The following is a 25,608-nucleotide window of genomic DNA, read 5'->3' on the forward strand; positions in this document are numbered from 1 at the left end:
CAAAGATAAGTTACTTTGCTTTAATGATATTATCAGGTTTAGTTTTGTTCATCTCGGAAGGGGTATCTAATTTGAACGATATTGAGAATTTCCCTTTGCTAATTGTTGTAGGTCTTACATTTGTAACACTTCCGATAACAGAATTTATATATTCAAGGAGATATAGATAATCACTTAATAATCAGTTTCTTGTTAAAGTAACGGGGATTTTTCAAGAATAAAAGTGCAGCCAGCATAAAGAAAACGATACTCCATAATAGGGCGCAATAGTGGAAAAAAACGATTAATTACCCGATTGTAATGTTTATATACGGTTATGATCAGCTCCCCAATTTTGGATCATTTTCTTAATATCATTCGGTTTTAAATTTTCCTCTGCTGCTCTTTTACTAAGTGCAGGAAATTCCTTGTTATCGGCAAACCGTAAAGCGACCACTTGAGCCATATTTAGTTTTAAATCTAACAATTCCCCTGTTAAAACATAATGACGAAGGTTTTCTTCTGCCCGAATTGCCCGATCTTGAGCTTTTAAAGAATAAAACCTTACTAACACGAACACGATGACCATTATGATTGTAATTAGCAGTATAATGACAGATGAAAAAATGTTAGAACCTTCTTTTAATGAAAAAACCATATTCACAATAACAGTAATGAGGGTTACTAATACCAACGGCGCTAAAAAAAAGTGATAAAGCGGGTGATAACGCACATGTGATTGATAATTTTGATTATTCATCTATTCCTCCTTTATGCCCCATTTTTAATATCTATTTAGTAGCACCTTCACTTATTCCCATTTAAACGTATAGCTGGCAACAATAAATGCACCGATGAGCCAACATCCTAGTATGAGGGCCTCTGTCCCTAAGCTCATAAACGAAGCTCCAACATTCATCGTTTCTCGTAGGGCATGACTTAAATGGGCGATCGGTAAAACTTGAACAAACGGCTGAAGAAATTCTGGCATATCTTTAATTGGGAAAAAGACTCCTCCTAAAAATAGCATCGGGAATGATAGAAAACCAGCAATTGGTGCGGCACTTTCTGGAGTTTTCGCTATTCCGGCAATAATAAAACCTATTGCCATAAATGCTAGTGTTCCTAAAATGACAAAACTGATTAACGTGAACCAAGATCCACGTACTTCAATACCAAAAATCAGATGTGCAACACCTAGAACAATGAGTGCTTGCATACCATTTAGGAAAAGTCGTGCGGTAATTTGAGCTGCAATAAATGTCGATGCTTTTAAAGTGGTACCTTGCATTCTTCTTAAAATTCCTCTTTCTCTCCATGCCGCAATTTGTCCTGCAACGCCATTCATGTTATTACTCATTATCATCATCGCGACAATGCCAGGTACTAAGAAATCAATATACTTTAAGTTTAACGCTTCTATTCCCTGCGTTTCTGTCACAACAATCGGAACATACTCTACCATCTTTTTACTAAGGGCATCTACCGCACCATTGACTAACTGAATCCCCACTTGAGAAACGGTAAAATTGGTTTCATTATAATAAACAGGAAGAGTGAATGGTTTCAAGTTTGTTGGTGGGCTGCTAAAATGGGATTCGTATCCTTTCGGAATAATGACAACTACATGTGAATCCCCTTTTTTTAACAACTTTAATGCCTCATCTTTATTTTTTTCTTTTTGCAACTGAATCGCTTCGTTTTTCATTAATATTTCCATTAATTGCTTAGATTGAGAGGAGTTGTCTTGATCGACCACGCCAATCGATACAGACATCCCATTTCCATTCCCTAAAAATGATCCTAGCATGACCATGAGAAAAATTGGGAAGACCAATGTCCAAAATAAAACTTGGCGATTACGAAGGAAAATACGTAATTGTGTTAATGTTAATTGCCAATATGCTTTCATCCTTCTCGTAATCCCCTTCCAGTCATATGTATAAACACATCTTCTAAAGTAGCTGTTCGTGTTTGCAAATCGGATAATTTTAGTTGTTTTTCCGAAGCCGTTTGAATTAAGCTCATTAACGTCGATTGTAAATCATCTGTATACAGAACATACATATCATTTTGATTACCTACTTGTTTAACCCCATGAATAGCATGTAATTCCACTTCATGAGCTTCACCTAGAAAACGAAACTCTACCGCGCTATCTGACTGAAGGTTTTTCACAAGAAGAGAGGGTGTATCTAATGCTATGAGCTTTCCTTGGTCCATAATGGCAATACGATCACATAATACATGCGCTTCATCCATATAATGAGTCGTTAAAACAATCGTTTTTCCCTTTTCCTTTAAACGAAGAATAATATCCCAAAGAGTTCTTCTAGCTTGAGGATCAAGACCTGTCGTCGGCTCATCCAAGAAAATTATCCATGGATCATGGACAAGCGCTAAGGCTATGGCTAACCGCTGCTTTTGGCCACCTGATAAACTTTTGATTCGACTTTTAGTTTTGTCGGTTAAAAGCATATCTTCTATTAATTCTGGAATAGACACATGTTTATGATAAAAACTGGCGTATAGGTGTAATATTTCTTCTACAGTAAGCAGCTCAAAAAGCGTCGTCGATTGAAGCTGTACACCTATTACTTCTTTTACTTTTTTCAATTCTCGTATTATATCAAATCCTCCAATAATCGCCGTTCCTTCATCTGGTTTTCGTAAGCCCACTAACATTTCTAAAGTCGTGGTTTTTCCCGCTCCATTCGGACCAAGAAGACCAAACACTTCTCCTCTTTGTACTTCAAATTCTATCCCTTTTACCGCTGTAAAATTACCATATTTTTTCATTAAATTCTGAACTTTAATGATTTCTTCAGGAGAATTCATCGCTCACACTCCATACTTTTGTCTCTACTTATTAATTCAATTATAGAACATTCGTTTTGTAAAATGAATGAATAAATAAGGCTAAACTTATCCATTTTAAGCTATCTAAATAAATTATTGCTAGACCTTCCCGCTTAAAGGACGTAAACTAATGACGGTTATTCATAAGGGAAAGTTAATGATTTAATGTTCAATAAGTGTGAACCGGTTTCAGCAGCCTTTGATCTTCAACAATCGGGCGCTTTTCCGGAGCATATCAATTAGAAAAACGCCTTTTTAAATGAGTTATTCTAGTGTCATTAATACACATCTCCGTCCATTTTTTTATACATCAAGTAAAGGAGAGGCAGCAAGAACCTCTCCAGTACATTTTTAGTTTACCCTATCCAACGTTACGGCGAACCGTACCATAAGTAACGGCAATTTTTTTGAATTGTTTATTCGGATTACAAATCGTTGTGGCTATAAAACCTTATATTGAAGTGTAGATTTATTTTAGACCATTGTAGGGGTCAGGATCATAACTTATCAAGAGCTTCGTTAAATGTTCAACATGGTATTTCTCATCACGGCTGATGACAGCGAAAACATGCTTGACATCCGGGATAGAAATTTCAGCTGCATATTGATCATAAAGTACGGCTGTTTCTAGCTCACCTTTTAAATCATTTCTGACATTATTTAATATCAATTGCTTATCATAATTAGGTTTATAAATTTGCATGGGTTCCTTTACAAATTGAGTGTCTTTGTAATAGAGATAGGTTTGATATTGTACGGGGTCGTATTTGCGCAACAGGGTTAGAAACATTCCGTAATGTTTTTTTTCATCCAGCATGATTATTCTCCAAACCGCATTGACTTCTTCCATGTTGGAATTTGCAATATGGTAAGTATAATCATTAATTGCGGTTAACTCAGCGACCAGCGCTTCCCTTATTTTGCTTGTGACAAAAATTGGTTTTCCCTACGGTTGACCTCCCGGAACTGTATAACTCAACATATATCCCCTCCCCCGATTATCCTTTAGAATGATAATATACTCTATGGACTTCTTTCAGGAATTATGCATGGATACCGGAGGCGTTAGTTCAAGAAGAAATAGAACTGAAATATTGAGTCTTTAATATTAAGATCTTCAACAATCGGGCGCAATAGTGGAAGGTTATAAACGCCTCAATAAGTTTACCCTGTTGGGATGGTTTTGCTTATTAAGTTAACAAAATAGATCAACTTAATTTTGAAGTTAAAATTCTTCGTAAAGGTGTCTGTAAATAATTGGACATTCGTAAATTATTTATAGACTTTTACGGATATTAAAAATGTTGATTTTATACGGAGAACATAGCCGTTCGTAAAAGTGTACTTTTACGAACGGACAAAATAGCAATCATCACAAAAAATCAAAAACACATAATCTTTCATTAATGAAAAAAGCAGGGTTAACCCTGCCGTAAACTAACAGTCATTTCTTCCACCCTGCTACATACTCCTAAACATTTCTTTATCTATTTTCTTTTTTTATTATTAGCCTTCATTTACTATATGCAGTTCATAGATCTTTTTTATTTTTTCTTTAAGTTGTTCTAAGTGAACAAATCGAGCCTCTCTTAATAATTCTTTTCCGTCTACAAATAAAAGCAATACAGGTACAGTAAAAATTGAAAAATGTCCTGCTATTTCTTCAAGCTTATCTGCATTAATATGACCTAGTTGGATAAATGGAAAATGAATCATCAAATCCCTCACTTGCGGTAATAAAGCATGGCAAACACTACAATTTGTCCTCGATATATATAGAAAACTTAAGGAGTGTTCCTTTATAAAACCGTCTATCATTTCCAATGAAGTCAGCTCTACCATTTCCCTCATGTTTCTCCTCCAATCATTACTTTGAGAGTTTAGTTAGTCATTGCTCAAACTTAAAATACCCGGGGGGTTATAATATATACAAAGACACTTAATGATAAAAATTAAGAATTTCTTGTGCGATTATAGCAAAAAGTTGAACTATAATCAGATAATGCCTATCCAAATCTTAATAGCTGTTGCTAAAATCAATAGCACTAAAAGCCATTGGAGGATTTTTGTATTGATTTTTTGCCCAACCATCACCCCTAATGGAGAAGCAAGCAAGCTCGCAACAATGAGAATGACTGCTGGAAAAAACAGAACCTGACCAGTAGTGATTTTGCCGATGGTCGCTCCGATTGAAGAAATGAATGTAACCGCAAGAGATGTGGCAATGGTCATTCTTGTTGGAATCTTTAATAGAACTAACATGACAGGAACTAGAATAAAGGCTCCTCCAGCACCTAAAATACCTGCTACTCCACCTATACAAAATGCCAAGAAAGAAGCCCACCATCTACTAAATGTGACTTGATCCCCTCGTACATCATCCAAACCCTTTTTAGGTATAAACATTAAAATAACAGCAATGAGTGCTAAGATGCCATAAACAATATTCATTCCTTTTTCCGTCATAAAGTTAGAGCTATAACTGCCAATCATACTTCCAATTAAGATACTACTTCCCATATATAAAATTAAGGACTTGTTTAAGAAACCACTTTTGCGGTATGCCCAGACTCCTCCCATTGTCGCAAAAAAAACCTGGATTGCACCTATACCAGAAACTTCATGGGCGGTTAAAGAAGCGACTCCTACTAACGAAGGAATATATAATAACATGGGATAGTTAATAACCGAGCCGCCAATTCCAACCATGCCAGATATAAAAGCTCCAACAAAGCCAATCAGAAAAAGAGTAACGTCAAAAGCAAGATCCACCAGACTCCCCTCCTTTTTGTAGAAAGAAAGGGTACCATCTAAAACGATACCCTTTCTTTACTAGCCTTTTTTGATCCAGAACTTTAATACATCGCCCTCTTCAACATGCTCTAAGAGTTCGTGTCCGCCGGATTTGCTCCAGGCAGCAAGATCACTTTTGGCTCCTTTATCTGTTACGTGAATTTCCAATACTTGACCAGACTCTAATTCATTGATCGCTTTCTTTGTTTTTACAATCGGCATAGGGCAAGCTAGTCCCTTTGCGTCTAACACTTTATCTGATTTCATCTTGATTTCTCCTCTTTTTTAATAAATCATTTAACCCTATAGCTACGATTTATCGAACGGCACAACGGTTTGGACCAATCTCCATTTCGCGTTGTTTTTCTTCATCCGGGCTGATTTTCCCCATATTTGTTTCTCGAATCTCTTGATAAGCATTAGGCTGTGGCGGTAAGTTTCCTGTTACCATGTTTCTGAACTCCTCTTCATCTGCCACATTCAATCCATGATTTTCAGCAAAAAGCTTCCCTAATTTCTCAGCCACACTGCCGTCTTCATTCAACTCTTCGATAATCATAAAGTGAGCAGGCAGAACAATTAACTCGTGTGATAGTTCTCTATAACGGCTGTATAGAGTTTCTCGTAAATCTCCTACCCAATCCTCAGCCAGCCCCGCTAAATCCGGTCTGCCAATAGAATCAATGAACAGGATATCTCCAGAAAGCAAATACTTTTCATCGACTACAAATGAAGTTGACCCAATTGTATGACCCGGAGAGTATAGAGCATGAATATTAATAGCAGCGCGGCCGATCGTCACTTCATTACCGCCCTCTAACGGCTGATATTCAAACGTTACTTCTGCTGCATCTTTTGGTGGCAGCCAGTAAGTGGCATTCGTTTTTTCTGCAATCGTTCTTCCACCCGAAATGTGATCCGCGTGTAAATGTGTATCAAATACATGCGTGATGGTTGCTCCAATTTGTTCTGCAAAGTCTAAATAGACGTCAGTCATTCTGGTCGGGTCAATGATCGCTGCCTCACCATTTGAAACCACCATGTAAGATAAGCATCCTTTACCGAGGCGAACAAATTGATAAAGCTCCCCACCGTCTTTTAAGTCACCAACTTTAACCGGCTCCAAATGTTCACTCCAAGCCTTCATTCCGCCTTTAAGGTAAGAAACCGTTAGTCCTTCCTCTGACAACATATCAGCTACCATAATCGATGAACCTTCTTTTGCACACACAACCAGTACTTCTTTATCTGCAGGAATTCGATTCATGATTCCTTCTACGCCATCGAGTAATTCAAAATAAGGTACATTTAAGTAAACAAATTTCTCTCCTTCAACTTTCCAATCCTGAAAGTCGCTTTCATTACGAACATCTAATATAAATAACTCTTCTTTGTTCATTACTTTTTTGGCTAACTCTTTAGCCGTCATCTGATTTACTGCCATCCTCCTATACCTCCCACCGTATATTTTTATTTAAAATTTTTTATAAAGATTAAAAGGTTAAAGTCACATCTGCATCTTTGGCAAATTCTAAGAATGTGACAGCTCCCCCTACTTCAATTCCTTCCACAAAAGCATCTTTTTCTAATCCCATGACATCCATCGTCATTTGACAACCTATAAATGTCACTCCCATTTCTTGTGCCATGGCGACTAATTCGGGAATAGAAGGTACATTTGCTTTTTCAAAACCTTCTGCAAAATGCTCTTTTCCTTCTGGCATTGGCAACTGCTTGTGAGCTTCCTTATGGATTAAATTCAATCCTTCAAATGTAAAGAAGATCGCTACCTCTTGATCGGTTGCAGCAGCCGCTGTTGCGATGTTAAATACTTTGTATGCATCGAATAATCCGCCATTTGCGGCAATGATGGCTACTTTTTTACTCATGTTTTTCATCCTCCCTTATTTATTCCGTTTTTCCTGTCCAATCCCGCATGCCGGGCACAACATTGATCAATTTCTTAAATCCTTGTTTCGCCATAGTTTGGGCAGCCATTTCGCTTCGTCTGCCGGAATGGCAAATCACATAAATTTCATCTTCCTTATTTAACTCGCCAGCACGTTTTTCTACTTCCCCAAGTGGAATATGGATTACACCAGGGATATGTTTCTCCTCATACTCATCTACTTCACGTACATCTAAAATAGTGATGTGCTCACCTTTTTCTACTTTCCCCTTGAAATCTTCCAGTGAAATTTCAGGGATGACTGTGGCAGCAGTTTCTGTATTTCCGCCGCTCTTACGAAGGAAGTGTCGAAGAACATCTCCTTCCGTTTCTGTTCCTAAGTAATCATGGCCTGTGCTTTTCGCCCATGCCTGCAGATCTGCCGTGGAACCTTTGTCTGTTGCCTGTATTTCTAATACTTGTCCTGGTTCTAAATCATTCATCTTTTTCTTCGTTTTTACAATTGGCATCGGACATGCTAATCCCTTTGCATCTAATACTTGATCTGCCTTCATCCGTTTCTCCTCCTTAAACTACTTTCTATATACCGAATGGGGTATAATTTTATTTAAAAAAATTATTCTGTTGGACCTTTCCAATCCAACATGCCACCTGTCATATTAATGACTTTATATCCATGATTCTCAAGCAACTTCGCTGCTCTGGAACTTCTGCCTCCTGAACGGCAGACCATGATATATTCTTTTGATTTGTCCAAATCTTGCATTTTGAATTCAAGTAATCCTAAAGGAATATGAATCGCATGTGGAATTTTTCCGGCTTTTACTTCCTCCACCTCACGGACATCCACCACATTAATAGGTTTTCCACCCTTTAGTAGGGCTTCTACTTCATTTGGCAAAATCTCTTTCATAACCGTTCTACCTCCTTGTTATAAACGCCATGCACCCATGCCGCCTTTGACATTCGTAATGTTTTTGAAACCAAGTTTTTTCAACAGTTTACTTGCTTTGCCGCTTCTCATTCCACTTTGACAAATGACTATAACTTCTTTTTCTTTTGAAAGTCCTTTGGCTCTTCGTTGCAGCTCATATAGAGGAATGTTTTTAAACTCCTTAATGCGATTTGCCTTGAATTCACTAGGTGTACGCACATCAATAAACTGTTTGTCCTTCTTTTTTAACTCCGACTTTAATTCACTGGTGCTGATATTCTTAATCCCTTTTACAGGAACAAAACGCTGGAATAAAAACCATGCGACGAATACCATCAACAAAACATTGATTAGGGTACCTATATCAAACATAGTATTAACTGCCCCTTCTTTTTTATTACCTGTTCTTCTATTTGCTCCATTTAGATAAACAAGTTTACATTTCCATCTTGAGCATCTCCTAAATATGCAGCAACACCAGCATATTCAATCCCATTCAGCAGCTCTTCCTTTTGCAATCCAAGAAGATCCATCGTCATCGTACAAGCTACTAATTTTACGTCTTGTTCCTGTGCCATTTCAATAAGTTGAGGCAGTGTCATGGCATTGTGTTTTTGGATGACTTGCTTAATCATTTTAGGACCCATTCCCGCGAAATTCATTTTGGATAAGCCCATTTTATCAGCTCCGCGAGGCATCATTTTCGCAAAAAGCTTTTCAAGGAATCCTTTCTTTACTGGAACCAACTCTTCTTTACGCAATGCATTTAATCCCCAAAACGTATGAAAAATGGTGACTTCATGATCATAAGCGGCTGCTCCATTCGCAATAATGTAAGCTGCCATAGCTTTATCATAGTCCCCGCTAAATAAGACAATCGTTGTTTTTTTCTTTTGTTCCGTCATTCTTTGAACCTCCCTTTATTTTGTATATACCACTTAGGGTATATTGAATTAAAAAAAATTAGACTTTCTGAATCCAGAATGTCAATACGTCATTCTCTTCTTTAACATCCACTAGAATATGGCCCTTTGATTTTGTCCAGGCTGCTAAATCACTTTTAGCCCCTTTATCTGTTGCCTGTACTTCTAATACTTGACCAGATGTTAACTGATCCATCGCTTTTTTTGTTTTGACAATCGGCATTGGACATGCTAATCCTTTTGCGTCTAATACTTGATCTACTTTCATGATTTTCCCTCCATTTATTTTTATACAATTACCCCTATGGGTATATAGTAATCTATAATAGAAAGTTCGTCAACCCTTAGATGTTAGGTTTGATGAACTTTTTTATCTGCTTTTGATCAATAACTCAACCGCTTCTTTTACCAGGTGTTCGGTGCCTTCGCCTTTCTCTACATTTTCCCTTACACACTGTTCAAGATTGGTACTGACAATCCCCCCCATTGTACGATCAATCGCATTACGGGCAGCTGACAATTGAGTGACAACCTCTCTGCAGTCTTTCCCCTGCTCGATCATCTTTAAGACACCTTTAATTTGTCCTTCAATTCGTTTTAAGCGATTTTGAATATTTTTACCGTATTCCATTGTTTAACACCCCTTTCTTTTGTTTTTGATTACACGGACATTCTTTTAATTCGTAACTAGCCACGTTAAAACCTTTTCTCATTAGAAAGCGTAATCCTAAATTCAGTTCTAATTTATTTGCCGCTATTACGTGGATTTTACCCTGTGGAATCTCTGTATAAAAACGTTTGAGATACGCGTAAGGGATGTTTACTGAATCGCTGTGTAAGTCTCTTGCCGCCTCATTGTAATCCCTAATATCTAGTATCGTATTGGTATCATTCCACCAATCACTTTCTGTTTCTATACAAGGCACACCTTTTACAGGATAATAACGTCTATATATGCTCGCTGCTAAAAGCATAAATGGTAATAGTAATAAATACTGAATCATAAGCACCACCTTAACAGAAAGTTTTGTTCTGTGTATGTCCTGTATATTATACCCCATATGGTATATTGTCAAGATGATTTTAATAATCTTTTTGAAACCGGCATTCAAAAAGGTACCAGAGCCGGTACCTTTTTCAGAAATTATCGAACTGCACAGCGATTTGGCCCAATTTCCATTTCCCTTTGTTGTTCCACATCAGGAGCCATTTTCCCCATATTCGTTTGACGAATTTCCTCATAAGAGTTGGGCTGGGGAGGAAGATTCTCTGTTACAGTCTTCCTAAATTCCTCTTCGCTTGTAATGTTCAACCCATGATTTTGACGGTACAACGTCCCTAGCTTTTCCGATATACTTCCGTCATCGTTCATTTCGTTAATGCCCATGAAATGAGCAGGTAATACCAATAATTCATCTGTTAGCTTTTTATAACGCTGATAAAGTGTTTGGCGTAAATCACCGACCCAGTCTTCGGCTTTTCCAGCCAAATCTGGCCTGCCAATAGAATCAATAAACAAGATATCACCGGTCAATAAATATTGATCATCAATGATAAACGATGTACTCCCTATGGTATGTCCTGGAGAATAAATAGCTTTGATAAGAGCATGCCCTACTTTTATTTCATTTCCATCCTCAATCGGGACATAGTGAAACGTGACTTCCTCAGCATCCTTAAGCGGGAGATGATAGGTTGCTCCAATTTTTTCGGCAAGCTCTCTCCCACCCGAAATATGGTCTGCATGAAGATGCGTGTCCAGCGTATGCGTGATGGAAATATGGTGTTCTTCAGAAAATCGCTGATATACATCAATCATACGATTAGTATCAATAATGGCACCTTCTCCATTAGATTCAACTAAGTAAGATAAACAACCTTTGCCTAGACGCACAAACTGATAGATAGACCCGCCGTTTTCTAAATCACCGATCTTTACAGGCTCCAAATGCTCACTCCATGCTTTCATTCCACCTTCAATGGAATAGACATCCTTAAACCCTGCCTCTACCAACTTTTCAGCCACCATCTTCGAAGAATTACCCTTTGCACAAATCGTGTAAATCTCTTTATCTTTAGGCAATTTATCAAGAATGGATTCTACACCCTCCATTAACTCAAAATAAGGTGCGTTAATAATTTCTATATTTCTTCCTTCAATTTTCCATTCATCAAAATCCCCTGTGTTTCGGGCATCTATAATAAACATACTTTCATGGTTTATGACTTTTTTGGCAATTTCCTTTACAGAAATCATTTTCACGGCCATTTACTTACGATTCCTCCTTTACAAAAGGGTATAATCAATTATTTAATCGATAGTGAAGTTGATCGGATTTCTTCTTCATTTATTATCCGCAAAACCATAACATACATTCCAACTATCACTTTTTATACTATTCTTATAATGAAACACATCTTATACAATTACCAGTATGGGTACGTTAATCTACAAAGTTAAAAAATAAAAACCAAAGATGGAAATGATCAAAATCATCATGACAGCTAAACAGAGAACCATCATTTTTGAAGACCGAAATGTTTGCTCATTGATTTGGTTGATCTTTTTAAAATAGCTTATTACGGACATAACGATCGTTAACACGCCTGTCACAACAGCTAAAATACCAATGGTCAAAACGGTTGCATCGGACAGCCAGCTAACAGACGATTTTACATGTAAATTGGTTATTAAAAAGCCGATACCTACGATAGCAATAGCAGTTCTTACCCAGGATAGAAAGGTTCGCTCGTTGGCAAGATGCTTATGTAGGCTTTCCTTGCTCATTTTTCGTATGCAACAGGGATTAGATTCATTTTTACCTTTTCAGCCACAATATAGCGTGTGTAGCCATCCGTGAGAATCTTTGTATCTCGATTAACCGTAATGGGCTCATCTAAGCAGCCTGTCCGTTTTAAATAGTTTACAACTTTCCGTATTTTTTCAGGGTTAGGACGTGAATTTAAAAACTTTTCCGTTACAACAATCTCTTCAAATGAAATAAAATCTTCTGTTCCTTCTGGTCCTTTTATTTTCACTTATGTTTTCACCTCTTCTTCAGTTTAATTATATCCTTCATTTCATTTTCCAGTTCATATAATGAGCCTTACAGGAAGCAAAAAAGCTCGGAGCAAAAATAGTCCGAGCTTTCATCCTATAACATGGTTGCATTTAATTAGAATACTTATAAGATACAACAGAAGCAGAAAGCAAAGATAAATGAATGTTAATTTGTTAATGATCTTGTTTTCAGTTAAAGAAACAGATAGGACTTTTTAAAATCTAAATTGAAAGCTTCATGCTAACTTTATAGACATATATACACAATAAAAGATGGGATCCTTATACAAGCCGTGGATATCAATCAGCTTCAATGGGGGGGAGGAGGTACTTTTTCCAAAAGACGTTCTCCAGTTCTCATTTTATGACCGCATAAAGGACAGTTTTGATGCTTCTCATAAGAGAAATCTTTTCTCATCCAACCTATACAGTCTTCTGATTCACATTCCCAAACCTCTGTTTGTTCTTTAGGTAATGGTTCTTCATTTCTTTTGCGAAAATACATGACAACATCACTACTCCTCCTATCTATTATACCTCAATAAAAAGTAATAATAGGGGCTTTGTGTTTCTAAATTTTGGATTAATTAATTAATTTCACAAGAGAATTACTTTATATTTTCTATACATCACAAAGAAATTCGCCGTTTCGAATGTTTACGCAACCGAATAAACTCACCGTCGCATGATGACCATGGGTGGGAATTTGTGTTTGTTTCCCTTTGACACTCCATGTGGCACGCAGCGTCTGGTAATCGCGAATATGACTTTCATCTTCATATAACAGAACTAGCTCATCTGAGACGTTTTTTTCACCATATCCAATTCCCGTTGAAACACTTCTTGTTTCTGACAATTGGCACGCTTGAGAGTGTATGTTGGTCGCGTATAGCTGAACCCCCATCGTTTCAACATATCGCCGATGCCACTACGAGACATCGTAATCGCGAACTTATCTTCGATGACGTGCTTTAAAATGCGGGTGTCCCAGCGTGATTCGAAGCCGTATCCCTCTTCAGCCGGTGTACTGTGTTCCAGCATCCGTCGCAGTTCCCGTTCTTCCTTTGATGACAGAAAAGGCGGCTTGCCGGGTGAATAATCACGATGTAATAAGGCGTTCATCCCACCCTGATTAAATTTCTGGACATAGCCAGAAATCGTTTCGCGATGTACGTTTAGAAGTTCGGCCACTTGAACGGCATAATACCCTTGCATAATAAGCCGAATCACCGCCACTCGCTTTGCCATGGAGGCCTTTTTGATCGTTTTTTCATGCCTTTGAAGTTGTTCAATCGTCCAGCCATGGTTATTCGTAATCGTGAGTCCTTTTCTCATCTTCATTCGCTCCTTCATTCATTCTTTTAGGAGCAGTATAGACAAGAAAGATAGACTTTTAAACGTGTCGAGAAATTAAGCCGGATTTATATAGCTCTGTAAGGTACAATAGATTAGTTGATGGGAAGTGTCCATCTAATATAGTCTTATGTGAGTCCATATTAAAGACCAATGGATCTATCACTATTCTGTTATTTGAATAAGCAGTTTGTTTCGTTCTTCTCAAAACTGCCTCTAAAACGGTATATCCTTCTTTTTGAAGAAATATTCTAATAAGATCTCGCATTTCCTTTTCATCATCGACAGTCATTATGGTAACACTTTTCATATTTCTACCTCGCTTTAATTTTTTGTTCATACAGCCAGTTTGGTGGAGAACATCATTGTAAAGTTAGATCTTATTTATAAAGTCATTATTGATAATGGATTGCTCCTTGCTACGATGAAAAGAATCATAAATTATTAGATATAAAGAGTATGGACTTAATGTTAAAAAACGGCATCACTTATACCTTATAATGGTACTTCTGAGATAGAAACCGTGTTAAAAGCTACAATCAAAATCATTATGGTTCACCTAATCCTCAATAGCATACATGAATAGTACACCATGCCCTCATACATAGAATTTTCCTAGTGTACAGGAGCTTCTACATTTATATGAATATCTCTTTGAAAATAGATGAATCTAAGTCCGTAAATTCTATTTTTCTTCTTATACAAGGGATTATTCTTTACGGAGGAGAAATATTACCAGACGTAAATTTATAGCATGGAACGCTCTCCTTATAATAATCCGGTTATTAATAAAGACCGGACCTTTCAATAAGCTTAATGATGATGGCCTTGTTCTTGATTTTGTGGTTCTTCTTTAAGGGTATTTAGTTCCTCTTCGGAAACATTTCCTACAATGAATTGTTTCTTAGGCATCACATGTAAACCACGAGCTGTTACGTGGGTTTGAACATAGTAATTGGTCTACATGCAATGTTGCATTATCCCCTGGTTTTGTATGGGAGGTAGCAATCGTATAAACACCTTTCTCATCTTGGGGCATGGATATTGTATACGGTTTTTTTATGTGTTCATTTTTAGCAATATACGTGACATCTTCAAGTGAAATAGGCACATAACCATTCGTTGTAGACGCCGGAACCGGTAAATTTTCTGTAGCCCAAGGAACATCTTCTGCTACATCCTTCGTTTTTATGGTTGATTCTGGTTTTTCTCCCCAACTAAAAGCAAATGCTGGATAGCCAGTATTGGTTGAAGTCGCCAGTCGGTTAATTTGCTCCCCCATAACACCTGACCATGGAAGACCTGTTGCAATTAAAATTAAAATAAATAGAGATAACCAGAAAGCTGGTACAGCATGCATATCACGCCAAAAAGTTCTCCCGTTCCTGTTATACCTTGGTAAAATGGTTTCCCATATAAAGGCCTTATTTCTTGGCCACCAAATATATAACCCTGTTAAGTGGAACTTTACAGTTCTTACACGATAATTCATCACAAAAACAAGGCTGCCGGGTACCCGGCAGCCTCATACGCTTCGATGTAAATGTAATAATTCTATCGTTGTTTTTTCCTTATCAAGTTCGTTACGAATCGTTTTAACGATTTTTCCTTCCTTCATAAATAAAATCGTATCTCCCACCTCTGCAGCCACGTCCATCATATGGGTAGAGAAAACAATAGTTGTTCCAGATTTTTTCACTTCTTGTAAAATCGCCACAAATTCGTTCACCCAAAATGGATCCAGGCCATTCGTAGGCTCATCTAGCAACAATAGGAGGGGGGAGCCTAGCAATGCTTGTCCAAATACTAGTCGTTGACGCATTCCCTTTGATAAATTTTTGACAAGTTCACGTTTCTTCTCTAATAATCCAATACGTTGCAGAATTTCATCAATTTGTTTTTCTGCTACTTGGCGGTGTGCTGCATAAAACGAGAGAAATTCTTGAACCGTCATCATCTGTTGAGCAAAAAAATCATCTGGCATATAGCCAATTTGGGATACATATTCCTGACGATTTTTTTGTAAATGAACATTATTTAACCACACTGTCCCTGTTGTTGGCTTTGAAATGGCGGCTAAAATATGCAGAAGGGTGCTTTTTCCTGCTCCGTTTCCCCCGCATAAAACAACGCATTCTCCCTTTTGCAATTGAAAAGATGTTGACGAAAGGGCCATCTTCTTTCCAAACTTCTTAGAAACAGAATCTACTTTTATGAATGTCACTGGAATTTCCTCCGTTCTAAATTCCAGGATGCTAGGGTTAATGAAAAAGCAAGATAGACCAACGTATATACACCTATAACACCCCATGAAATTTTTATTTTCAAAAAGTTGACAAGAGCATCAAACGGTTGTCCAAACACGGCCCCTCCTCCTAACTGAACAACAAACATGACCCTGAGAAGCTCAGCCGGGTTGATCAATAATGACAGTTTTAATAGTCGACCAATCATTGGGTATGGAAAAAATCCTAATAATCCTATAAGAACGCTTGCCCACATCATAATGAGAAAAAACCAAACACCAATCGAAAACATTAGTGCTTGCCACCTATTGGATACAAAGACTCCTATTAACATGCCAATCACCAGAAAAAAAACGATTAATAGGATTGAAAAGACATAGACAAGAAGCAGCCATTTTACAGATAATGCACTTTGGCTTATAAGAGTAATACCCATTCCAATTCCAAAACTTAATGTAAAAATGGCGCATTGTGCAATAAGTTGCCCTACATATTTCCCTAGTACATACTTAAAAGTTGAAATGGGATATGTACTTAGCAGTTGCCATTGGCCATTTTCCATTTCACTTGCAATAGAAAATGATCCAATAATTAACATGAATAATGGCACAAGATACAAAAGTAGATTGGCAATGGTTCCGGTCATATTCGTATACCCATTAAAATCAGGCATGCTCCGTCCAAGCATAAACAAAATAGAAAGTACAATCGACCATAGCACAACAAACGTATAGGAAGACGGCTGTCTTAACGTCGTTCTCCATTCTGCATGCAGTGTATTCCTCATTTCATCCCTCTTCTCCGTATACGGTTTACAATTTAATCAAAATCGAATAGACGGTACGCTTTAATCCTTTACAATGCTTAGATTTAAGCGACCGTCCATATGGTTTAAGATAAATGTTAAGCAGACTTAATGACTACTCATGATCATGCTCCATCGTATCGCTATGTTCACCTTCCATATGCATGTCCATGTCATGGTTCATTTCCCATTTATGTTGTTGCAATTGATCGTATGTTAAAAGTTCCCCTTGATGCTCGGAAATGTATTGTTCAGCCTCTTTTTTGTCACTGAATGAAACAACGTTGTAGGCCATCGGAGTTTTAATGGATTTGTCATGCACAAAGGTAGCTTTTTCAAGCTCGACCCATTCCTTTGTATCATAATCACGAACAAATTTCGCTAGTAGCTTTTCATCCTTATTTTCAGCCATCCAATTATACATACAACCAATGTCATCAAACTTTAGCGCTTTGCCATTTTCCAAAACGACTTCGGTCGCAAACTGGTTATCCATCACAGACATGTTGCATATAGCGCATTTATCTGTTTTTTCATCAATAGCCACTGGCTGCACATCTTTTTGATTACATCCTGCCAGTGCAAACACAACAATAAATAATAGTGAACATAATAGACTTTTCCATTTCATCTTGAGTTCCTCCCTAATCTAAATAGTTTTATTCCAATCATGATCATACTAGTACTAATCAATACCGTGAGTAAAATGGAGATCAGCGATGGTTTGGCTGCACGTAATGGCATATCCGTAAGTGGTTGCGGATCTTTCATTATTTCATTCTCAGGGCTTTTTATTAATTTTTGTAGAACAATCATTCCTGGTGAATCAAAAAAAAGCTGATATTCTGGTACATCTTTTGTAAGGATTAAAAATAACGGATCAGCTCTATAAGGTAAAATACTGATTCCATTTCTATTCGCATCTAACTTTAGTGCCGCATCCCAATAATTGTTCTTAATTTGATTATCTGTACTTTTCACTGCCTGTGATTCGTTTACATTCGCGATAAATGTATTTTGCTGAATCGTATTTTGATTAGCATTTTTAAACTGAATACCTGTAAAATTCCCACTAATGATATTATGTGTAATCATATTTTCACGAGAGCTTTCCATATAAAGACCAACACGATTTTGTGAAATCTCGTTTCGTAATATGGTTGTCCGATAGGCATCATATAGCAAGACGCCTTGTGAATTCACATTATCATTGTTAACATTAAATTCATTTTCTATAATTTTTACCCCATCTGTCTGCATAGACATGATCCCTGTGAAGTTATGAGTCGATTGATTCCCTTGTACGAGTACATCTTTACAGAACATGAGATGAATACCATAACGAGCTTTCTCCATTTTGTTATTTCGCAATTGATTTCCATTGCTGCCTTCCAAATAAACACCATCTCTTACATTCTCAAAATGCACATTTTGGATGAGATTATGGTCAGATTCCCACAAGTCAATACCGTTTCCAGCACCTGCTGTTGTAATGGAACCCTTTTCAATAACGATTCCACTAGCCCGATTAAGCTTGATTCCATAATGGTTTGATTGAATTTGCATATTTTCTAAATGATGATTTTTACCTGTTACATAAATAGCTGTTGTGTCTGAAGTCTTGCTACACTGTTCAATTTTTAAGTTTTTCAACACAACACCATCATCTTTCAAAGTAACAACAGGCTGATCACTACAAGAGCGAATAACAGTATTTTTACCTCCTTCTATCGTTATTGGCTTATTGATTACAATTTCTCCGTCATAAATAGAATCAATCAGCTTTAGAGTACCGCCTTCAGGTAAAGCATCGATTTTCGTTTGCAGCTCGCTTTCTGCCATGGCGGGAGAGATACATCCAAACAAGGCCAATAAAAAAACAAATAATAGTCGAAGCATCCTCATATGGCACTACCTTTTTATATAAATTTTTTGTCTGCTATAATGTATAAAAAAAATGTGTTGTTTTTATGAAAAAACAATGACTATTTATGGTTATTTTTTGATTATCGCTTCTTTTAGTTCTCGTATAAACCTTGAATTGTTTCAAAATACGAATATCAATATCAGGTTAATACCGAACATCTCAGCTTTTGATACGTTGAGAATTTAATATGAAATTTCTTATTCCGTATAAAAATTACTGGTAGAACAATTGGTTTTCCTAGTAGTTTGGCTGTCTCATCCTTTTTATACCAGAATCGAAAAGATTGCTATCACTACATAAAAATAAATTCCCTTAACCCTAACCTTTTATGACTATCCAAGTTACCTATCAAACAATTTATAACGTGTTGCAAAGCTGTCCTATTAAAGTCTTTACACTTCAAGGATGAGATAAACTTGTGACGACTTGTGATAAAGCAAAGCTATCGTACTCATGCTATTTTAAATTAAATACTTCAAATAGCGTTAGTTAACATAACAATTGATATCAGCAATCAAAATGGATATCTCTGTGTTACTAAAGTAATGTTTGTGCACTAGAAACACTCTGTATAATAAAAACCATATTTGATCTTATAATTTCTTATCCATATGCAATGTTTTCCATACCGGATCAGCTTCTGCTAATCTATCCACAAAACCTTGAGCTTTCCAAAACGGAATGGCTCCAGGTAGAAACGGATGTGTGTGTAAATAGAGCGTTTGATAACCCGCTTCACGACTGAAGCTTGTCACCTTTTTAAATAATGCAGTCCCAATCCCCAAACGTCGATAGTTCGGATCCATGTAGCATCTTACAATTTCCGCGGTTTTGGGTAAATCATAGCATCCCTGCAACTGGTCAAATCGTCCGTCGTACGGGCAAACACCAATGGTCCCTAACACTGTCCCATCCTCAGAAAAAGCAGCAAAAAACGCAGAATTTTCGGGTTGTACATAGTACTGTTCAAAATGAAGAAGGTCGGACGGGAGTTGCTCTTGACATAACATGGGGAAGATTTCTTTTCGTATCTTCATCACAAATTCTATAATTTGATCGTATTCACATTTTTGAACCTCTTTAATCGTATATGACTGTATTATTTTCATATCTCTCATATTCATCCCTTTAAATTGGTTAAAACATAATAATACTCCATAACCTTTTTATTGACTATATGAAATAAAAAGGTTATGGAGTATTAAAGAACGATCCAAGTATTATAAGGACACGCTCAGATATATTTATATATGCCTCTTTATATCAATTTATTACTCTGTGTTTGTATCTAGCTAATCCTACTATTATGCCTATAACGATCTCCTTTTACAGAAAAGAGCTTACGATTTAACTTAGGAATATATATGGCTAAGTTAAATGAACGACCTAAGCTAAATAAAATAAAGGCTAGCCATAATCCATGGTTTTGAAGAGAAGGAACGGATACATATAAAACGACCAGAAAAACAGCTAATGCATAAATCGATGATTCAACGCACTTCCTCCTCACGATTCAAAAACATGAAGCAATTCTTTTGTATAAGGATGTCTGTTCTCTGAGAATAGCTCTTGTTTCTTACATTCATCTACAATACGACCGTGATGCATCACCATAATACGATGGCTCATAAAATTTACAGCCGCAAGATCATGGGAAATAAACAAATAAGAAAGCCCTAACTTTTCTTGTAAATCCTTCAATAAGTTTAAAACTTTAGCTTGTATAGATACATCTAGACTGGCCGTTGGCTCATCTAGAATAATTAGAGAAGGCTCTATACTGATAGCCCGAGCGATCACCACTCGTTGCTTCTGTCCCCCACTTAACTCGTGCGGATAGGAATAAAGATACTTTGACGGAATATCGACCATATCAAGCAAATATTCCGCACATAGGCATTTCTGCAAGTGAATACAATGTAATAAATTTCTTTGTAGAGGAGCGAAGAGATAGATGTCTAGGAACATGAGTGATCAATTAACAACTGAACAAATGATTTATATGATCCGAAAGGGGCTTAAAAAATCGGAAACTCCAAAAAACATTATTATTGTTGGCGCAGGAATGGCTGGATTGGTCGCTGCTTCTTTATTAAAAGACGCCAGGCATAATGTCACAATCTTGGAAGCTAATGACAGGATAGGAGGACGTATTTACACCTTGCGTTCTCCTTTTAGTAATGGATTATACTTCAATGCAGGGCCGATGCGTATTCCCGATATCCATTATTTGACCTTAGAGTATATTAAAAAGTTCGCGTTGCCTACAAACCTATTTATTAACCGAACTCCAATGGATATAATTTATGCGAACGGTATCAAAACACGTCTCGACATGTTTGAACGTAATCCAAGTATTTTAAACTATCCAGTTGCTCCGAATGAAAGAGGGAAAACAGCTGAGGAGCTGGTGCTTTCAGTAATACAACCTATTATCAATTTTATTAACCAAAATCCAGCGAGAAATTGGCCTCTTGTCGAAAAAAAATTTAGAAAACATTCGTTAGGTTTTATCTTAAAATCTTACTTTTCAGACGGTGCAATCGACATGATGGGTGTACTCCTTGACATGGAAGCATATATGGGGATGTCCTTTGTTGAAGTATTACGAGAAGCAATACTATTCATATTACCAACTCATTTCTACGAGATAACGGGTGGTATGGATCTATTACCGCAAGGATTTCTACCACAATTAAAAGAAGATATTCTGTTCCATCAAAAAATGATGAAAATTGTTCAGCACGAAAACAGTGTAACCATCCATTTTACTCATCAACAAACGTCAGAGCATTTCACGATAACAGGTGATCTTGCTATAGTAACCATACCCTTTTCAGCTTTACGATTTGTGAAAGTCGAACCATACAATTCGTTTTCCTATACTAAGCGAAAAGCAATTCGTGAACTCAACTATATAGCCGCGACAAAAATTGCAATCGAGTTTAAAAGCAGGTTCTGGGAAAAGGAAGGTCAATACGGTGGTAAATCTATAACTGATCTGCCGATTCGATTTACGTATTACCCAAGTTATGGGATTGGTACAAAAGGACCTGCTGTAATTTTGGCAAGTTATACATGGGCGGATGAAGCTTTAACTTGGGACAGTCTATCTGCCGAAGATCGCATTCAATATGCCTTGAAGAACTTGGAAGAAATTTACGGACACCAAGTCTATTCTGAATTCATATCAGGAACTTCCTTTAGCTGGAGCCAGAATCCTTATTCTTGCGGAGGTTTCGCAGCTTTGGAACCAGGACAAGAAACAGAGCTGTACCCTTATATTGCTATGCCGGAAGGAAGAGTACACTTTGCCGGGGAACATACTACACTTACCCACGGTTGGATACAAGGAGCGGTTGAATCTGGAATACGGGTTGCATATGAAGTTAATGACTTGCCAAGATAAAACAGGAAAAATAGATAAATCAGGATTGTTTATAATATAAATTACATAATAAACATGATGAGAAGTGAAAAAGCCTGACTAATTCAAGTCCGGTCTTCTATATAGCAACATAATCGCCATTTTGTTACGTTATATATGAATTTTCCGTTTTTTCTTTGTTCAACTCATGTCATCACCGTTAATTAGAGTCTTTCATAGACATTCTTTTTTAATTGTAGACAATTAGATTGACATTTTGCGCCTAAAATTATTTCTTCTCTGGTGCACCTGGTGGAAAATAACTTGGTGGAGTTTTTAACCATCCTCTACTTTTCATTAAGTTTTTTAAAGGAGTTGCAAATTTCATTAGTTGAACCTGAGAATGGGATTGTGTTTCGAAAGCATTCCTGTCACCTCAAGTTATGTATTACTTCTATTGTAAAATAAAAAAGACTGCAGTTTGAGCAAATTAACGCTAATAACCTTGATATAAGAGCAAATAGAAAGAGCATGTTTTGAAAAAATATTGATCAAAATGGATTCTTCTCAAGCAGATTTAAGTTTGGTTTTTATAAAAAAGTTTAATCATTTTCTACCTATGTTGTTCCACAATCGCGCCCGTTACTTTAAGTACATTTCTTCACAAACTCACTAATGAATCAGCTATTTTTATATTTTTTGTATGTTAATGGTGTCATGTTCATCGACTTTCGAAACTGATTAATGAAATAGCTTGTACTATTAAAACCTACTTGATAGGCAACATCTGTGACACTGGATTCTGATTGTTGTAGTAAAATCAAGCTCTTTTGAATTCGATAATCGGTTACGTAATTTAATGGTGTTTTCTTTAAAATTCGTTTGAAATATCTACAACATTCGGAACGGCTCAATTGACCGGCACTGGCTATATCGTCTAAAAGGATTTTCTCAGCATAATGTGTGTGTATCCAATTTAACATTTGCTTCATTCGATGATTCTTTAACATTTCCATCTGTTCGTACTCTAATTGAAAACCATTTATAATTAAGTTTTTCCAAATTAACGTTAACTGAATGGTGATGTCAATTTCATAGTATGGTGGCTTTTGTTGCATCAATTGATTAATTTTTACAATAGCATCTAAAATATTTTTCGTCCAAAGCTCTTTTGTATCCAAGTGTAAGTAAGGTAAATTAGTCGCTTGAATAAAGGGATTTACATAGGATGTGTAGAGTTCTTGTGATAAAACAAACTGTGGGGAAACATTTAAACAAATATATTCACAGCCAGAGTCGTTCTTATCTTCCACCATGTGAAGGCAGCCACTATTTATAAATAGACCCTCTCCCTCTCGAACGGTAAGTTTTTCTTCATTTATTTGAAAGATTGTTTCTCCTTTGACAATCAAAACAAATTGAATTTCATCATGCCAGTGAAGTGGTATATATCCATTTATATTTTGGTTAATCGTTGTTTCGTAACACGCCATCGGTAACGCAACTGTGCGATGTTCTGTTAATTCTTTTAGATTTCGGTCAATGATAAAATCTTTTATTTGCATATTGCCACCTCAATATTTTGATACTTTTTTCATTTGATTTAGGTATTATTTTAAGGGAATTCCACTTATTATTACAAATATTATAATACTATTTTTATATTTAAAGGTGGAAATCAATCATGAAAAGAAGAAAAGGATTATTTCTCGTTATTACAGGAGCGATGTTTTGGGGTATTGGTGGCACTGTTGCAAAAAAGCTTTTTCAACAATACGCAATCGATATAAATTGGCTTGTAACAACCCGTTTACTCATAGCTGGTTTATTACTCTTATCAGTTCAATTTTTTGGAAAAGACCGTTCACAGATACTTGGGGTCTGGAAAAATAGAAGGGCAGCTCTTCAACTAATTATCTTTGGATTAATCGGTATGCTTGGGGTTCAATACACCTACATGGCATCCATTAAAAATGGAAATGCTGCTGTAGCAACGCTATTACAATATTTAGCACCTATAATGATTATCGTTTACTTAATTTTAAGCAGGCAATCTGTTCTAACGAGAAAAGATTTGTTAACTGTTGCGCTTGCTTTAATTGGTTGCTTTTTCTTATTAACCAACGGATCTTTCTCTCAACTATCTGTGCCGTTGCTTGCAATCGTTTGGGGGATATTCTCCGGTCTTGCGGTGGCATTTTATACTTTATATGCTGTTCCTTTACTGAAGCAATACGATTCACTTGTCATTGTTGGCTGGGCTATGATTATCGGTGGTTTTGCATTAAGTTTTATCCATCCACCTTGGGAAATGGACTTTAAAAGCTTAACACTAGAAGCTTATTTATATTTAATCTTCGTTATCATTTTTGGTACGATGATTGCATTTTGGTTCTATATAGAAAGTTTACAAAGTCTGTCACCTAAAGAATCAAGCCTTCTAGGAAGCATAGAGCCACTAGCGGCTGTTCTGACAACGGTCTTTTGGTTAAAAGAATCCTTTGGAATTTTCCAATGGATTGGTACAACTTGTATCATTGTAATGATTTTATTATTGGCTTTAAATAAAGATTCTTCTTCAACGACTAATCATCTTTCTAAAAATGAAAAGCCCCTCAGAATTAGCTAGTTTCGCTGAGAGGGGCTTTATTGCACTAATTAAGCATTAATCTATTCTTCGATTCGTTTAATTAATTTCGCAGGATTTCCACCCACTACCACATTATCTGGTACATCTTTTGTTACGACTGCACCTGAAGCGATTACGACATTATTACCTATTTTAACCCCAGGGTTAATAACGGCTCTCCCACCAATCCAGACATTATCACCGATATTAACTGGTATTCCGTATTCTACACCCGATATTCTTTCACTTGCATTTAGTGGATGAGTAGCCGTATAAATGTGAACTCCTGGTGCAATAAAGCAGTTATCGCCTATTCGAATCTCACAAACATCTAGAAAGACACAATCAAAATTAGCATAGAAATTTTCGCCAACGTGTATGTTGTAGCCATAGTCACAACGAAATGTCGGTTCAATGTATAAAATTTCTCCGGTAGAACCAAACAGTTCCTTTAATAATTCAGTTCTCTTGTTATCATCAGTTTCGAGTGACTCATTAAATAATCTTGTTAGCCTTCGAGCGTTCATTCTTTCTTTTAGTAATTCTGGGTCGGCTGCATTATAAAGGTCACCATTTAACATTTTTTCTTTTTCAGACCTCATTATTTTAATCTCCTTATTTTCAGTTCCTTTTAATTATAAATACCATTATAATCCATCTGTATATACAAGTCACTCCAACAAAAACTTTCTTGTTCAAGTAAACTGAACGTTACTTAAATAATAAAAAAAAGACCGCCGCAACGATCCATTAGGTTACTACCCCGCCGGAAAACCCTCCTTCACTCAAGCCCCCGTCGTTCAGCAAGGAAGTCAAAAAGATG

General features: G+C 36.6%; 31 protein-coding genes and 2 pseudogenes. 2 read left to right on the top strand and 31 right to left on the bottom strand.

All coding sequences use genetic code 11. The features are described from left to right. Window positions 1–304: 304 nt before the first annotated feature. The 29 genes and pseudogenes from ACFOU2_RS23040 to ACFOU2_RS23180 form a co-directional block, all read right to left on the bottom strand. On the bottom strand, window positions 305–739 hold the full coding sequence (locus tag ACFOU2_RS23040; protein WP_377918618.1) for a DUF6526 family protein: 435 nt from the start codon (window positions 737–739) through the stop codon (window positions 305–307). Window positions 740–790: 51 nt separating this feature from the next. Beyond that, window positions 791–1,891 (bottom strand): ABC transporter permease, encoded by a 1,101-nt coding sequence (locus ACFOU2_RS23045; protein ID WP_377918619.1) that lies wholly within the window; start codon window positions 1,889–1,891, stop codon window positions 791–793. After that, window positions 1,888–2,817 carry an ABC transporter ATP-binding protein gene (locus ACFOU2_RS23050; protein WP_377918620.1) on the bottom strand — a complete coding sequence of 310 codons (930 nt, stop codon included), beginning with the start codon at window positions 2,815–2,817 and terminating at the stop codon, window positions 1,888–1,890. The genes ACFOU2_RS23045 and ACFOU2_RS23050 overlap by 4 nt, the downstream gene beginning before the upstream one ends. Before the next feature lie 490 nt (window positions 2,818–3,307). Continuing rightward, window positions 3,308–3,655, bottom strand: coding sequence for a hypothetical protein (locus tag ACFOU2_RS23055; RefSeq protein WP_377918621.1), 348 nt, complete (start codon window positions 3,653–3,655; stop codon window positions 3,308–3,310). A gap of 689 nt (window positions 3,656–4,344) precedes the next feature. Next, window positions 4,345–4,689, bottom strand: coding sequence for a thioredoxin family protein (locus ACFOU2_RS23060; protein WP_377918622.1), 345 nt, complete (start codon window positions 4,687–4,689; stop codon window positions 4,345–4,347). Window positions 4,690–4,833: 144 nt separating this feature from the next. Beyond that, the gene (locus tag ACFOU2_RS23065) at window positions 4,834–5,610 is read right to left on the bottom strand and encodes a sulfite exporter TauE/SafE family protein (RefSeq protein ID WP_377918623.1); all 777 of its coding nucleotides are present in this window, start codon (window positions 5,608–5,610) and stop codon (window positions 4,834–4,836) included. Window positions 5,611–5,670: 60 nt separating this feature from the next. Next, window positions 5,671–5,898, bottom strand: coding sequence for a sulfurtransferase TusA family protein (locus ACFOU2_RS23070; RefSeq protein ID WP_377918624.1), 228 nt, complete (start codon window positions 5,896–5,898; stop codon window positions 5,671–5,673). Window positions 5,899–5,947: 49 nt separating this feature from the next. Continuing rightward, entirely contained in the window at window positions 5,948–7,075 is a 1,128-nt protein-coding gene (locus ACFOU2_RS23075; protein WP_377918626.1) for an MBL fold metallo-hydrolase, read from the bottom strand. A 49-nt stretch (window positions 7,076–7,124) separates the two neighbouring features. Next, window positions 7,125–7,520 carry a DsrE/DsrF/DrsH-like family protein gene (locus ACFOU2_RS23080; RefSeq protein WP_377918627.1) on the bottom strand — a complete coding sequence of 132 codons (396 nt, stop codon included), beginning with the start codon at window positions 7,518–7,520 and terminating at the stop codon, window positions 7,125–7,127. Window positions 7,521–7,539: 19 nt separating this feature from the next. Then, window positions 7,540–8,094 carry a sulfurtransferase TusA family protein gene (locus tag ACFOU2_RS23085; protein WP_377918628.1) on the bottom strand — a complete coding sequence of 185 codons (555 nt, stop codon included), beginning with the start codon at window positions 8,092–8,094 and terminating at the stop codon, window positions 7,540–7,542. 62 nt (window positions 8,095–8,156) lie between these two features. After that, on the bottom strand, window positions 8,157–8,453 hold the full coding sequence (locus ACFOU2_RS23090; protein ID WP_377918629.1) for a rhodanese-like domain-containing protein: 297 nt from the start codon (window positions 8,451–8,453) through the stop codon (window positions 8,157–8,159). A gap of 18 nt (window positions 8,454–8,471) precedes the next feature. Then, window positions 8,472–8,846 (bottom strand): rhodanese-like domain-containing protein, encoded by a 375-nt coding sequence (locus ACFOU2_RS23095; RefSeq protein ID WP_377918630.1) that lies wholly within the window; start codon window positions 8,844–8,846, stop codon window positions 8,472–8,474. A 50-nt stretch (window positions 8,847–8,896) separates the two neighbouring features. Continuing rightward, window positions 8,897–9,379 carry a DsrE/DsrF/DrsH-like family protein gene (locus ACFOU2_RS23100; protein ID WP_377918631.1) on the bottom strand — a complete coding sequence of 161 codons (483 nt, stop codon included), beginning with the start codon at window positions 9,377–9,379 and terminating at the stop codon, window positions 8,897–8,899. A 58-nt stretch (window positions 9,380–9,437) separates the two neighbouring features. Beyond that, complete coding sequence (locus ACFOU2_RS23105; protein ID WP_377918632.1) at window positions 9,438–9,665, bottom strand: sulfurtransferase TusA family protein; 228 nt, start codon at window positions 9,663–9,665, stop codon at window positions 9,438–9,440. A gap of 102 nt (window positions 9,666–9,767) precedes the next feature. Further along, the gene (locus tag ACFOU2_RS23110) at window positions 9,768–10,028 is read right to left on the bottom strand and encodes a metal-sensitive transcriptional regulator (protein ID WP_377918634.1); all 261 of its coding nucleotides are present in this window, start codon (window positions 10,026–10,028) and stop codon (window positions 9,768–9,770) included. Further along, window positions 10,015–10,401 carry a sulfurtransferase gene (locus tag ACFOU2_RS23115; RefSeq protein ID WP_377918636.1) on the bottom strand — a complete coding sequence of 129 codons (387 nt, stop codon included), beginning with the start codon at window positions 10,399–10,401 and terminating at the stop codon, window positions 10,015–10,017. The genes ACFOU2_RS23110 and ACFOU2_RS23115 overlap by 14 nt, the downstream gene beginning before the upstream one ends. 140 nt (window positions 10,402–10,541) lie before the next feature. Then, a complete protein-coding gene (locus tag ACFOU2_RS23120; RefSeq protein WP_377918637.1) occupies window positions 10,542–11,666 on the bottom strand; it encodes an MBL fold metallo-hydrolase in 1,125 nt (374 codons plus the stop codon). A gap of 180 nt (window positions 11,667–11,846) precedes the next feature. Further along, on the bottom strand, window positions 11,847–12,185 hold the full coding sequence (locus ACFOU2_RS23125) for a YidH family protein (protein WP_377918638.1): 339 nt from the start codon (window positions 12,183–12,185) through the stop codon (window positions 11,847–11,849). Continuing rightward, complete coding sequence (locus ACFOU2_RS23130) at window positions 12,182–12,436, bottom strand: hypothetical protein (protein WP_377918639.1); 255 nt, start codon at window positions 12,434–12,436, stop codon at window positions 12,182–12,184. The genes ACFOU2_RS23125 and ACFOU2_RS23130 overlap by 4 nt, the downstream gene beginning before the upstream one ends. Before the next feature lie 332 nt (window positions 12,437–12,768). Next, window positions 12,769–12,963, bottom strand: a complete 195-nt coding sequence (locus ACFOU2_RS23135; protein WP_377918641.1) for a cold-shock protein — start codon at window positions 12,961–12,963, stop codon at window positions 12,769–12,771. Window positions 12,964–13,080: 117 nt separating this feature from the next. Next, window positions 13,081–13,362 (bottom strand): transposase, encoded by a 282-nt coding sequence (locus tag ACFOU2_RS23140; protein ID WP_377918642.1) that lies wholly within the window; start codon window positions 13,360–13,362, stop codon window positions 13,081–13,083. Then, window positions 13,248–13,793 (bottom strand): helix-turn-helix domain-containing protein, encoded by a 546-nt coding sequence (locus ACFOU2_RS23145; RefSeq protein ID WP_377918643.1) that lies wholly within the window; start codon window positions 13,791–13,793, stop codon window positions 13,248–13,250. The genes ACFOU2_RS23140 and ACFOU2_RS23145 overlap by 115 nt, the downstream gene beginning before the upstream one ends. Before the next feature lie 973 nt (window positions 13,794–14,766). Further along, window positions 14,767–15,270, bottom strand: a pseudogene (locus tag ACFOU2_RS23150) (PepSY domain-containing protein); the annotation flags it as partial. A gap of 66 nt (window positions 15,271–15,336) precedes the next feature. Next, window positions 15,337–16,035 (bottom strand): ABC transporter ATP-binding protein, encoded by a 699-nt coding sequence (locus ACFOU2_RS23155; protein WP_377918644.1) that lies wholly within the window; start codon window positions 16,033–16,035, stop codon window positions 15,337–15,339. After that, the gene (locus ACFOU2_RS23160) at window positions 16,032–16,844 is read right to left on the bottom strand and encodes an ABC transporter permease (RefSeq protein ID WP_377918645.1); all 813 of its coding nucleotides are present in this window, start codon (window positions 16,842–16,844) and stop codon (window positions 16,032–16,034) included. The genes ACFOU2_RS23155 and ACFOU2_RS23160 overlap by 4 nt, the downstream gene beginning before the upstream one ends. A 133-nt stretch (window positions 16,845–16,977) precedes the next feature. Then, complete coding sequence (locus tag ACFOU2_RS23165; protein WP_377918646.1) at window positions 16,978–17,493, bottom strand: nitrous oxide reductase accessory protein NosL; 516 nt, start codon at window positions 17,491–17,493, stop codon at window positions 16,978–16,980. After that, the gene (locus tag ACFOU2_RS23170; RefSeq protein ID WP_377918647.1) at window positions 17,490–18,704 is read right to left on the bottom strand and encodes a right-handed parallel beta-helix repeat-containing protein; all 1,215 of its coding nucleotides are present in this window, start codon (window positions 18,702–18,704) and stop codon (window positions 17,490–17,492) included. Before ACFOU2_RS23170 ends, ACFOU2_RS23165 begins: the two co-directional genes overlap by 4 nt. A gap of 678 nt (window positions 18,705–19,382) precedes the next feature. Further along, the gene (locus tag ACFOU2_RS23175; protein ID WP_377918648.1) at window positions 19,383–19,898 is read right to left on the bottom strand and encodes a GNAT family N-acetyltransferase; all 516 of its coding nucleotides are present in this window, start codon (window positions 19,896–19,898) and stop codon (window positions 19,383–19,385) included. Between the two features lie 397 nt (window positions 19,899–20,295). Next, window positions 20,296–20,679 (bottom strand): annotated as a pseudogene (locus ACFOU2_RS23180) (ATP-binding cassette domain-containing protein); the annotation flags it as partial. 103 nt (window positions 20,680–20,782) lie between these two features. Here ACFOU2_RS23180 and ACFOU2_RS23185 point away from each other — a divergent pair. Next, window positions 20,783–22,198, top strand: a complete 1,416-nt coding sequence (locus tag ACFOU2_RS23185; protein WP_377918706.1) for a flavin monoamine oxidase family protein — start codon at window positions 20,783–20,785, stop codon at window positions 22,196–22,198. A gap of 638 nt (window positions 22,199–22,836) precedes the next feature. Here the strand turns inward: ACFOU2_RS23185 and ACFOU2_RS23190 are convergent. Further along, complete coding sequence (locus tag ACFOU2_RS23190; RefSeq protein WP_377918707.1) at window positions 22,837–23,715, bottom strand: AraC family transcriptional regulator; 879 nt, start codon at window positions 23,713–23,715, stop codon at window positions 22,837–22,839. 125 nt (window positions 23,716–23,840) lie between these two features. On the opposite strand from ACFOU2_RS23190, the gene ACFOU2_RS23195 reads away from it, so the two are divergent. Then, a complete protein-coding gene (locus tag ACFOU2_RS23195; RefSeq protein ID WP_377918649.1) occupies window positions 23,841–24,785 on the top strand; it encodes a DMT family transporter in 945 nt (314 codons plus the stop codon). 41 nt (window positions 24,786–24,826) lie between these two features. On the opposite strand, the gene ACFOU2_RS23200 is transcribed toward ACFOU2_RS23195, so the two are convergent. Beyond that, window positions 24,827–25,387 carry a sugar O-acetyltransferase gene (locus ACFOU2_RS23200; protein WP_377918650.1) on the bottom strand — a complete coding sequence of 187 codons (561 nt, stop codon included), beginning with the start codon at window positions 25,385–25,387 and terminating at the stop codon, window positions 24,827–24,829. Window positions 25,388–25,608: the final 221 nt, after the last annotated feature.

Source organism: Bacillus songklensis (assembly GCF_042649685.1).
Taxonomy (GTDB): Bacteria; Bacillota; Bacilli; order Bacillales; family Bacillaceae_H; genus Bacillus_BA; species Bacillus_BA songklensis.